The organism is Rhodopirellula sp. JB055 (assembly GCF_043100905.1).
GTDB lineage: Bacteria > Planctomycetota > Planctomycetia > Pirellulales > Pirellulaceae > Rhodopirellula.
On sequence record NZ_JBICHO010000516.1, the window covers coordinates 1 to 10,813 of the forward strand.

General features: G+C 58.6%; 11 protein-coding genes. 7 read left to right on the top strand and 4 right to left on the bottom strand.

Annotated elements, in window-relative coordinates; all coding sequences use genetic code 11:
* Positions 1-158 precede the first annotated feature (158 nt).
* A complete protein-coding gene (locus ACF8AM_RS20115; protein ID WP_392557365.1) occupies positions 159-995 on the bottom strand; it encodes an ImuA family protein in 837 nt (278 codons plus the stop codon).
* A 569-nt stretch (positions 996-1,564) separates the two neighbouring features.
* Here ACF8AM_RS20115 and ACF8AM_RS20120 point away from each other — a divergent pair.
* Complete coding sequence (locus ACF8AM_RS20120) at positions 1,565-1,921, top strand: LapA family protein (RefSeq protein ID WP_392557366.1); 357 nt, start codon at positions 1,565-1,567, stop codon at positions 1,919-1,921.
* Here the strand turns inward: ACF8AM_RS20120 and ACF8AM_RS20125 are convergent.
* Positions 1,906-2,280, bottom strand: coding sequence for a hypothetical protein (locus tag ACF8AM_RS20125; protein ID WP_392557367.1), 375 nt, complete (start codon positions 2,278-2,280; stop codon positions 1,906-1,908). The genes ACF8AM_RS20120 and ACF8AM_RS20125 overlap by 16 nt on opposite strands.
* Positions 2,281-2,686: 406 nt before the next feature.
* Here ACF8AM_RS20125 and ACF8AM_RS20130 point away from each other — a divergent pair, with 406 nt between their 5' ends.
* From ACF8AM_RS20130 to ACF8AM_RS20155, 6 genes are all read left to right on the top strand, one after another.
* Entirely contained in the window at positions 2,687-3,589 is a 903-nt protein-coding gene (locus ACF8AM_RS20130) for a hypothetical protein (RefSeq protein ID WP_392557368.1), read from the top strand.
* A gap of 102 nt (positions 3,590-3,691) precedes the next feature.
* Complete coding sequence (locus ACF8AM_RS20135) at positions 3,692-4,132, top strand: GNAT family N-acetyltransferase (RefSeq protein WP_392557369.1); 441 nt, start codon at positions 3,692-3,694, stop codon at positions 4,130-4,132.
* Positions 4,133-4,382: 250 nt separating this feature from the next.
* Entirely contained in the window at positions 4,383-4,697 is a 315-nt protein-coding gene (locus tag ACF8AM_RS20140; protein WP_392557370.1) for a hypothetical protein, read from the top strand.
* Positions 4,698-4,766: 69 nt separating this feature from the next.
* Positions 4,767-5,762 carry an AAA family ATPase gene (locus ACF8AM_RS20145; protein ID WP_392557371.1) on the top strand — a complete coding sequence of 332 codons (996 nt, stop codon included), beginning with the start codon at positions 4,767-4,769 and terminating at the stop codon, positions 5,760-5,762.
* 62 nt (positions 5,763-5,824) lie between these two features.
* Positions 5,825-7,123: a DUF58 domain-containing protein gene (locus tag ACF8AM_RS20150; RefSeq protein WP_392557372.1), complete on the top strand. Its 1,299-nt coding sequence runs from the start codon at positions 5,825-5,827 to the stop codon at positions 7,121-7,123.
* Positions 7,120-9,381, top strand: coding sequence for a transglutaminase domain-containing protein (locus tag ACF8AM_RS20155; protein WP_392557373.1), 2,262 nt, complete (start codon positions 7,120-7,122; stop codon positions 9,379-9,381). The genes ACF8AM_RS20150 and ACF8AM_RS20155 overlap by 4 nt, the downstream gene beginning before the upstream one ends.
* On the opposite strand, the gene ACF8AM_RS20160 is transcribed toward ACF8AM_RS20155, so the two are convergent.
* Together ACF8AM_RS20160 and ACF8AM_RS20165 are read right to left on the bottom strand one after the other, a co-directional pair.
* On the bottom strand, positions 9,347-9,751 hold the full coding sequence (locus ACF8AM_RS20160; RefSeq protein WP_392557374.1) for a DUF971 domain-containing protein: 405 nt from the start codon (positions 9,749-9,751) through the stop codon (positions 9,347-9,349). The genes ACF8AM_RS20155 and ACF8AM_RS20160 overlap by 35 nt on opposite strands.
* The coding region (locus ACF8AM_RS20165; RefSeq protein WP_392557375.1) for a dihydroxy-acid dehydratase at positions 9,748-10,813 on the bottom strand (1,066 nt) is incomplete at its 5' end. The genes ACF8AM_RS20160 and ACF8AM_RS20165, both read right to left, overlap by 4 nt.

Below are 10,813 nucleotides of genomic sequence, written 5' to 3' on the forward strand. Positions count from 1 at the left end.
CCCTCCCCTCGCTTTGCTCGACCCTCCCAGTGGGAGGGTGAAGTTTGGAGGGAGAGGTGCTTGGCTCGACTTTCCCCGAGGTTGGGCGAGGTGTGGTGGGAGAGGTGCTTCGATCAGCCCTTTGAGAGCGAGCGTGAAGTGGGGAAGGTTTGGTTGTGCTATCCGGCGGCGCGGCGTTTGGGTTGGCGCGGAGGGTTCTCTCGGCGTGTCGACGTTGGATGGGCCAGTTGGGCAGCCAAATGCACAGCAGCCTTTTCATGATTGTTTGCCGTGGATGTGTCAGCGATGGCGGTGTCACTAACGATGTTTGATTGGGCTGCGAGGAAGGGCCGCGAATCCAGGTCGTGCAGCATGGCGTCCGGGGTGACGGCCAAGAAGGCTTGCCGGGCCACGCCGGTTTTGGCGCGAGGCATTGTCACGTGAGTCACCCGAAGATCGCGAGAGCGACGAAGGTTGGTGGGGGGTAGCGCGGAGCGAGAACGGGGAAGCGGAACGATTTGTTCGAGCTTGGCAGGGACGGAACGCACGTGCCAGCGAACGGATGCAAACGATGGCTGGCGGCCCGCCGACGCGGTTCGCACGAGCAAGCCTGGTGTTTGTCCTGTTTCAGCGGCGAGTTGCAGGCGGCGTGCGTCTCGGTCGTTCAGGTTCCAAGGCAGTGTTGACCATACCGCGGCAACGGACCCACAGCGAAGGGCTTGGTCGAGCGTCCACACCGCGTCGCGGCGGTTGGTGACTCGGCACCAAACGATGCGTTCGGCGGGGACACCACAAGCGACGGCGGCAGGAGCATAAAAGTGACCGCCGGGATCGACGACGATCAAAGGACCGTCGTGGTGAGTGTGGGCGGATGATGGAAGACGGGAACCCGTTCCTAGCATTTGGGCAGCGGCGAGCATGGAGAGCGTACCGGCTCCGCAGCCGTCGGTTTCCGCGATCCATTCGTTGATCGTGCCGCGTCGCATCCCGCCGCCGGGCAGCCAGGAGTCCAGCACGGAGGATCCGGTGGAAAAGCGTGGCGTGGAATCGGTCGCGACATGCGGGTCCGAGATCGCTTCGGTTTGGCGACGCAGTTTTTGTAGCAGGGCGTCGCGGGTGGTGGGGAGTTCAGGCTCGGCCCTCCCCTCGCTTCGCTCGACCCTCCCAGTGGGAGGGTGAAGTGGGGAGAGAGGAACGCTTCGCTCGGCCTTTCCAGAGGGAGGGGGAGGTGCGGAGGGGGAAACGCTTGGTTCGGGCCGTCCAGAGGGAGAGCGAAGGCGAGTTTGGTCGTCGCTTCGCTTGGTTGGCTTGGAGGGGAGTTGGGGGGCTGCGTGACGAAGCTTGGGGATTGAGGTTACAGTGGAAGGAGCCACTGGTTCTTCCCAGAAAGCAAACGTTTGTTGTTCAGGGGCTCGTTCCAAAACGCTGGTTGTTGCGTTCAGGCAGCGTGGAACGGAGAGGTTTTTGGTGGAAACGCTGTTCGGCATCGTCTTGTTGCCTGCCTGGTTGGGTCAGTCCATTGATCCTAGCAAACATGTGCTAGCAAATCCCTTTTTTCGCGAGAAATCACCCTCGCCGATTTCACATGCTCCAGAAAATCCGCTGGTTTTTGTCGTTGCTGGCCGTCTTGGTCGTCGTCATCGTGGCGTTTCAGAACCAAGACGCGGTGCCGCTCACGATTTTGTTTTTCAGTGGTGAGTACCCGCTGACGTTGCTGCTGCTGGGCTGTTCCGGGGTCAGCTTTGTGCTGGGGTGTTTGATGACTGCGTGGCGAATCCGCAGTCGCCACAAGGCTCAGGCCGCCCGGACTCAATCCGCCCGGGAATCGGAAACCAAGCCGCAGGAGGCTTCTGCCAAGAAAGCGTCTTCTGCGAAGAAAAAAGGCGTCGCGGAAAACCAAACGGCCGAAGCTTCCATCGGCTTGGATCAGGAAGCGACCTGAACGTTGTCGTCGGCGGCGTCAAAGTCGTTGGCCTTCTGTTGCGACGCGGCACGACGACGAGCGACCAAATCGTGGCGACGCAAAACGGCTTGAGCTAGATCGCCAATTCGCTGAATGGGTCGTTCGGTGGATGCTCGTTGTGATTCGAGTTGTTCCCGTCCTTGGCGGATCAGTTCTGCGAGAGCCAGCAGTGAGTTGTCGGTTCCGTGGGACGCGTGGTTGCTGCCGCTGGGCGTGTTGTCATTGGCCTGGGGGGCTGCGACCACGGGTGCCGAGGTGACGGGTGCCGAGGTGACGGGTGCCGAGGCGACCACGGGCGAAATCGGTGCGATGGCGTCGAAGAGAGAAAGCTGGGTCATTCGAAAAACCTTCGTCAGTGGGGCGGGAGGCCGAGGTGACGTGTGGGTCACGTCTCACTGAAAAGATTGTTCGCTAGCCCCGTGACACGTTTGGTCACACGGGAAGAACGTCCGGTTTTGACGATTGGTCGAAGTGGTCCATTTGGGGTGGCTTCGGTCCCTTCCTTGGAGTGTAAGGTGTTTGCCTTCAACGACTTGGGGAATTAGTGTGACCTAGGATTGATGAACCGTTCTGTTTGCCACTGCGCTTGGATTGCGTGGTGAAAGCGGCGGTTGCCTCCATGCAAACGACTTGGTGCGATTGTTTTGGAGGATCATCCGTCGGCCTTTTCCTTTATCTCCACTCCCTGTCACCCCAGTTGTTTACTTCGCCGGTTGCCATTGCCGGAGAGGAGCATTCTGGTGCGTGAGCGTTGTCTCAACGGGCTTTCCCTTGCTCTGGAAACCAGCACCTGCGTCTGTCGTCAAGCAATCCTCGCGTTCCGTGGCAATGTCATTGGCTGCGGCGGGTTCGATCGCGTTGGCCATTTCATTTGTTTGTGTGGCGACGGAAACCATTCAGCTTCTGTTGGTGCTGTCGTCGATCAGTGGGACTGCCATCGCGCTCGCGAATTGGGGGATTGCTGCTTTGTTGTTGGTGGCAACCTTCGCCTACGCATTCCCCGTCTTTTCGCGGGCATTGGGGGCGCGTGTGAAGCACCGTTTCCCGGCTTGGACACGGCGGAGACTTCAGTTGTCGAATTTGGGTGAGGAGCGTCGATTCCTGCGGATGTGCTTGGTGGTGCTGGCAACGTTGCCGGTTCAAACGAGTTTGGCCCACGCGGTGATGCTGCGTGTGTCCCGCGATGACGGGCCGTCTTTGGTTTCGCCATGGTGGTTCTTGGGGGGAGCGATTCTCGTGATGGTGGCTGGATTGTTCGTCCATTTCCGGTTGCCCAAGCTCTACATGAAGTACCGGTCTGATTCGTTGCTCAACGGGCTTCGGCGTTACCGTCGCGGTGTGGCACTGCGTAGTTTCATTGCTCAGTGGGACAATCCGACTCGGAATATCTATTTGTCCTGCCGAGTCAGTCGCCGGGTCGCATCGGCCTACCGTGCCGGAATCTTGATTTCCGCAGCTTGCTTCACGGCGGCGGGCTGCATGCTTGCACGCGTCGATTTGCCATGGGCGTTGGGGGAGTTGTTCGCTGTCCTGGCGATTGCGGGCGTTTTGAGTCTTTGGCCCACCGCAACTCGGATGGTCAACTGGAGTGGCTTGGTTCTGGATCCCCTGTGCGGCGACCCGGACGAATACGACGAGTACGAGTGAAAAACCGGTCCGTCCGCGAAACCTGCTCCGTCCGCTACAATTGCCTCTGTCAGAGCCACGAGGCCATCAACGCGACGTTTGACGAGACCGGGAGGCAGACGATTGGAATTTCTCGAAATCGAATGGTGCACTCCGTTGTACCAGGAGGCATTGGATTTACGGCATCGAGTGCTGCGCGAACCGCTGGGACTGAAGCTGACCGCGGAGGAACTGGACGGTGAGTACGCCGAATTGCACTTTGGGATGCGGAATGGTTCCGAGGATCTCGCGGCGGTCGTGTCGGCCAAGCCTTTGACGTCCAGTTCAGTCAAATTGCGGCAAATGGCGGTTGCTCCCGACCGGCAAGGCGAAGGCATTGGCGCCAAGTTGCTAGCGGACGTCGAGGCGGCGCTGGAGCAGCGAGGGTACACCCAGTTTCAGTTGCATGCTCGTGAGACAGCGATCGGTTTCTATGAAAAGCTTGGCTACACCGCGGTGGGAGAAATCTTCACCGAGATTTCTTTGCCGCACCGCAAGATGGTGAAGCCTTATGATGATGACTGAACCTCCGGTCCCAGCGGTGCTCATCCCAACCGCGATTGTCTGGTGAGGAGGGAATGGAAATGGAAGGCAGTCCCCACGCAGCGCCACCTCGATTGACTCTTGGTGGCTGGTTTGAAGAACTAGTCCTCACTCCTCTTCGTTTATCTAGTCTTTGTGATGATGAACGTTTATGAATTAACAAAGATTACCTTCTCCTTCGGATGACGCAGCGGAGGTTTCTCCCAATGGGGAAGATCCGTCGCAGTTTCGCGTGGCCAATCCTCCTGATCGCGTGCAGTTGACCCAGTTCGTCACCACGATCAAGAACGCTGAGCAGCAGGTGGGAGAGAACATCATCGAAGCGTTGAAACACCCGGGCAGCGTCGCTGTTTTAACCACCGCTGTTTTGGGGCCTGATGGTCAGCAGCGAGTGTTGTCGATGGCGTTGGACGAGCAACGGATGAATCAAGTTCAAGAAATCCTGCAGTCAGCGGTGGAAGAGCGAGAAGACGAAGAACTTTGCTACGGCTTTCATTGCTTGGTCAAACCGAAGGCAGCCAACGAACCAACCGGCTCGAACGAATGACGGTATCCTTTGCCATTCACTTATCTCCCTCATCTCGCGTGATTCGTTTTGTATTCTCCCACTGAACACGTGACGCCTCCCGCCACAACGGTGGCGGCGTCTCAAGAACTCAAGTCCAGTTTGCCGGAGGAGTTGCAGCTTCCTTGGCGGCATTTGCAAGAGGTTTCCGCGCGGTTGCGACAGGTGATCCGCGGAAAAGAGAATGTGATCGAAGCGGTTTTGATCGCGTTGTTGGCGGAAGGGTCGATCTTGTTGGAAGACGTACCCGGGGTGGGCAAGACAACGCTGGCGAAGTCCGTTTCACGATTGATTGATTTGGAATACCAGCGCATCCAGTGCACGCCGGATTTGTTGCCTGCCGACATTTTGGGCGGGCCGATTTACCTGCAATCCAAGGGCGAGTTTGAGTTTCGTCCCGGGCCCGTGTTTTGCAATTTGTTGGTGGCGGATGAAGTCAACCGAGCCTCGCCGCGAACGCAGAGTGCGTTGTTGGAAGCGATGGCAGAATCGCAGGTCACGATTGACGGCGAACGCTATGACTTGAAGCATCCCTTCATGGTGATTGCCACTCAAAACCCGGCCGGATTCGAGGGCACATTCCCGTTGCCGGAGTCACAGCTCGACCGGTTTCTATTCCGGTTGTCGATGGATTATCCGGACACGGAAAGTGAAATTGATTTGTTGTTGGATCAATCCGAAGCGGAGCCTGTGGAGGGTTTGCAACCGGTGATGCAGGCAGAAGAGCTGACCCAGCTTCAGGCTTGGGTCCGCCGAATTCGGACTGATCGCAAGGTCGCAGCGTATGCGGTCGCGTTGGCCACCGCCACACGACAAGATTCTCGGTTGAGAGTGGGTTGCAGTCCGCGGGGGAGTAAAATGTTGATGCGGGCGTCTCAGGCTCGCGCCGTTTTGATGGGACGTGATTTTGTGTTGCCGGACGATGTTCAGCAAATGGGGACGGCCGTGTTGGCGCACCGAGTGAGCACGCGACACGGCACCGCAACGTCGAACGAGAGTCGTCAAATCGTTGCGTCGATCGTGGATCAAGTTCCCGTCCCCGTTTGAAAAGGCCACTCATGCAACGGGAATCCTCAGCGACACGCAGCAGGCGGTGGTCGAGACGACGCATGGCCTTGAAGGCTCTGCGGTGGTGCAATCCCATCAGTTGGTGGTTGGCGTTGCGTCGGAGTTTGACAGGCGGTTCGGTGACCTTGTTGTTGATCGGGATCGTGTCGTTGAACATCGTTTGGGGGTATCCCTTCATGGGGATGTTCGCCAGTTGTTTCGCGATGTTTGTGGTCGGTTGGTTGATCAACCGAGTCATGTCGCCTCGCTTGAAAGCGACGCTGGATGTGCCGCTGGCGGTTCGGGCCGGAGAGGATTTTTTGGCGCGGGTGTCGCTGATCCATCAAGGGCGATTGCCTGCATTGAGCTTGCGTGTGGGATTGGATCCCTTTTATCGAAAGTCTCGTCGCGGGGACCTCGATCTTGCGGAGGATGCATCGGCGATGCAGTGGGTTCCCGAGATCGTTCCGGGTGAGTCAGCAACAACGAACCAGTCGATGACGTTTCTGCGTCGAGGGGTTCATGTGCTGCCGCCGGTTCGTGTTGAATCGCTGTTCCCCTTTCACTTGTTTCGTTCCACTCAGTGGATCGACAGCGGCGAGTCGATGGTCGTCACGCCTCGTCGACTCGATTGGGATAACGAACTTTCGTGGCAAGTCATTCATGCCAGTCTTCGCGGTTTGGCGGTGGGTTTGTCGCAAGGGGATCACCAGCACTACGTTGGAAGCCGCGAATATCGAACGGGGATGCCGGTGCGTCGCTGGGACTTTGCTTCCTGGGCTCGGTTGGGCAAGCCGATTTTGCGAGAGTTCAATTCGGCGGCGAAGCAGACCGTCACGGTCTTCGTTGACACCACTCCAAGTGAAGCGGACGCGGGAGCCGTTTCTGCTTCGCGTTGGCGGCGGTTGTCAGATGATGAGGACGCGTCCTTGGAACGGTTGTTGTCGATCGCGTCGGCGGGACTGGAAACCTTGGTGGGGGCGAACGTGCAGGTTCGCTTGGTCGTCCCTTGGCAGGCGCCCTCTGTGATTCAAAGTCAGGAACGCAATGGGGATTTGCGTTCGGTGTTGTGTGAAGGTGCATCGGATCCGACGCCCTTGTTGATGGCTTTGGCGGAAGCCGAACCGGTGGATGAAGCGACCGCACAAAACGTGTTGCACGCGATGCCTCAGGCAGGCGGAACTTTCCACGGCGTGGTGTTTTCTCGTCGTGAGAGTGATGGCGTGGATCTCTCCAGTCTGCCCGATCTGATGTGGCTCAACATTCACGCGGAATTGCGAGAAGAATTCGGTGGCGTTCCCGTCGCCGGTTCCAGCCAGCTTTCCAACCTCAATCCATCGTCCGTGGAGGCTCTCGCATGATGTCGTTTGCAAGTGAAGAGCAAATGGATTGGCGGGATTGGTTGGCGGACGACCGAGTGGTTCTAGGCGGCCTGACGTTGGGATTGGCGTTCTTTTTGGGCGGGACGTTTGGGACCACACCGGCTTGCGTGTTCGTGGCCATGGTCAGTTTGATTGTGGTGGTGTTGATCCGCATGCGATGGCCAGATCCGAGTGCGACGGCGATGAGTTTGAAAGCTCGGTTGATCCGCGGGGCGGCGTTGTTTGGATTGCTGGTGGGCGTGAACCTGGTTGTGTTCGGTTGGCGTTTTTATCCGGCGCTGCAAGGGACTCCCAACGTGTTGTTGGTGGCGGTGGACTCCATTGGCCATGCTTCGTTGTTCATGCTGTGCGTGCTGTGGATGCACTGGCCGCGTCGCGGGCACGTCATGATGTTGGTGTTGGGGATGTTCGCCGTTTTGATGGCGGTTGCGGGCGGTGGGCTGAGCACCACGGTGACAGCTCAAACGGCGTTGGGATTGATTGTGTGCATCGGTTTTGTGCTGGCAACACGGGCGATGACCGACACGTCTTCGGAACGACTGTATGTCACAGGCACGCACCCGCACGCGTCTGGGGGCAAGCGAGTCAGTGGACAGCTTTATCGATTCATGGCTCTGTTTGCGATCTTGATTGCTGCGTCGGCGACGACTCACGCCACCATTTTGTTTTTGCCTGATGTGCAGGCCGGTGTGATGGCTCAGCTCAACGATCGGTTGGATGCTGCTTCAGGGCGGGATTGGGGCGGCACTGATCGCTATGTCAGCGGTTCCCGATTGGGCAACGTTCGCGAGTCGATTTTGAGTGATCCTTCGGCGGTCGCACTGACCGCTTTTGCTGACAATGAGCCCGGGTATCTCCGTGGCAACGTTTACGATTCTTATCGCAATGGTCGCTGGCGAACGTCTCGAAAGTGGATTTTTCAGTCGCCGCGTGGCAGTGGAGTCCAACGCATCGCCGAAGCTCGTTTCTTGCGTTCTGATGGACCCGCGATGACCAAGCTTCACACGTCAGACGATCACGCACGGCAGCGTTATTCGATGCAGTTTGGATCAGTGGATGAAGAGGTCGATGAATCCATTGAATTGCTGAATTGGAACGGCGTGGAAGGCTTTGACACGGGCGGTGGGCAATTTGTGGGGGTGATTGAGATTCACGGTGACCCGAGCAAGGGCCGCAAAGTTTTCTATCCCGCGACGACTCGCTGGATCGAATTGGCTGGCGATGGAATTGGAATCACACCGCATGGGGTGTTGGGTTACGGCGTCGAAGTCCGCTGGCCTTGGGTGGTGGGTGTCCAAGAGCAACCTCCGGCGGAATCATTGAGCCCGGATGATCGTGAAATCATGGTTCATGTGGAACCGGATGTTCGATCGGAGGTTGCAAGTTTGGCAGAAGGCTTGCTGGTTGGGGCCGTGTCCAATGCCGAACGGGCGGAGCGTGTGTCGCAATTCTTCCAGGACAACTTTTCCTATTCGTTGGATCCTGTGACGGTTCCCGACGGCCTTGATCCGTTGACTTACTTTTTGCGGAGTCGGCATCCGGCGCACTGTGAATTGTTTGCGAGTGCGACGGCGTTGATCTTGCGAGCCGGCGGAGTGCCAACTCGCTACGTGGCCGGTTACGTCATGACGGAACTCGACGATACCGGTGATATGTACGCGGCCCGCAATCGTGACGCTCACGCTTGGGTGGAGTACTACGACGACGAAGTGTCTCGGTGGTTGCCGGTCGAATCCACACCCGGGCGGTCCTACCTGACGCTGAGTCCAAAGGAACTGTTGCAAGCAAATGTGGCGGCGGGCGGCGGCGCTTCACAAGTGGAAAACGTCGCGAGCAGTTGGTTTGCACCGATTCTGCAGTGGTGGGCTTCCGTTCGAACGACGGACGCTTTGGTGACGGTGTTTCGCTGGCTGCAGATTCCGCTCTTGGTGTTTTTGGTGACCATCTTGTGGCGGCGAGATCGGGGCAAAGTCGACGATGAGCGGAGTGTTCGTTTGGCGGCCGAGCGTCGCCGGATGGACCGCCGAGTGCGTCGTCTGGGATGGGTGCGGCGGCCCAGTGAAACGCTTCATCGTTTTGCTTCTCGTTTGGAGACGGAAGCGACGTCCAGTTCCTCGCATGACGAGTTGCGGGCGGCGGCGAACTGGTACCGCGATCATGCGGTCCAGTGTTATCGGGGCGATGATCCTGTGACCGTTCCGCTCACTCCGCAGAACGTCTCAGGCGTTCAAACGTGAATAAGCCGGAAGAGTGTCCGTCGCTGAAACCAATGTTGTAAGCATACGTGCCGACGGGACGCATCGATGCAATCGTGAGGGGGCGAGCCTCGGCCGCGCTCAAGACAGGAAGCCCGAGTGACTGCGGTGGTTGCTTGTCGCCGGTCGTCCCGTCGTTCTTGTCGATCAGGGTCACTGCTTCGTGACCTCCGGTCTCGCCGCGTTTTTCTCGGCACGTCGCGCAGGGGCAAGCGTCTCGCAATTCGCGAGCGGTCCAAGAGGTCGATTCACCATCGTTCCAGATGATCCGGATGCCGCGTTCGCCTTCTCGCTCGATGGCGGTGGGGGCGAACTCGACCGGGTCTTGGATGGGACGCTTGGGAGAATTCATTTCACGTCGGTCGGTTGAAGGGAGGTCGGGTCGGATTGGGCCGCGAGTGCTGCTTGACCTGCGTTCAGTGTCTCAATGATCTTGTCGACATCGTAGGTGCATCCACCCCATGATCCGCCGCCGACCTGCTGGAGAGCCGCCCACAGACGAGTGTCGTCGGGGATGTTTTCATCGCGATCCAAACCGTCGGCGATTGGTCGCGTTTTTAACGCTTGGATCGGGTCGTCACCATCGACGGTGGCGACCAAGTCGACTCGTCCGTCCAGCGTGTTGCGGTCGATGAGGATTTCAACGGTGTCTCCATCTCGGACGCGTCCAATGGGGCCGCCGGCAAGGGCTTCTGGGCCGACGTGTCCGACGCAGGCACCGGTGCTGACGCCCGAGAAGCGGGCGTCGGTGACAAGGGCCACGTGTTTGCCGAATGACAAGTACTTCAGCGCCGAGGTGATTTGATAAGTTTCTTCCATGCCGCATCCGATCGGGCCACGTCCGATCAGCACGATCACATCGCCGGCTTCGATCGGTTGGTCCGTTTGACCTTTCACGGCGGCGATCGCATCGCGTTCTGTCGTGAAAACTCGAGCCCGTCCGCGTTTGCGATAGACACCGTCTTCATCGATCACCGATGGATCGATCGAGGTGGCTTTGATGACGGAACCTTCCGGGCACAGGTTGCCGGATGGGAAGCAGACCGTGCTGGTCAGTCCACGCTCTTTGGCGATGGCGGGTGGCAAGATGACTTCGTCGGGGTCGATGCGATCGGCTGCTTGCAAACGTTCTCGGCAAACTTCGCGACGTTCGGAGGTCTGCCAATGATCCAGCAATTCATTCCAGGTCAGGCCGGTGACGGTTTTTTCGTCGGCGTTCCACAGGCCCGCTTCGCGAAGGTGCCAGGCAACTTCGGGAACGCCGCCGGCCAAGAACAGTCGCACGGTTGGGTGCCCGACTGGGCCGTTGGGCAAGCAATCCACAAAACGCGGGACCGATTGATTGATCCGGCGGAAGTCATCCGCCGTCGGGCGACGTCTTCCCGCCGCTGCGGCAACGGCGGGGATGTGCAGC

Coding starts and splice junctions, on each gene's coding strand:
- ACF8AM_RS20120 (WP_392557366.1), top strand. CDS start 1,565: ATGCTCCAGAAAATCCGCTGGTTTTTGTCGTTGCTGGCCGTCTTGGTC.
- ACF8AM_RS20125 (WP_392557367.1), bottom strand. CDS start 2,280: ATGACCCAGCTTTCTCTCTTCGACGCCATCGCACCGATTTCGCCCGTG.
- ACF8AM_RS20150 (WP_392557372.1), top strand. CDS start 5,825: ATGGCCTTGAAGGCTCTGCGGTGGTGCAATCCCATCAGTTGGTGGTTG.
- ACF8AM_RS20155 (WP_392557373.1), top strand. CDS start 7,120: ATGATGTCGTTTGCAAGTGAAGAGCAAATGGATTGGCGGGATTGGTTG.
- ACF8AM_RS20160 (WP_392557374.1), bottom strand. CDS start 9,751: ATGAATTCTCCCAAGCGTCCCATCCAAGACCCGGTCGAGTTCGCCCCC.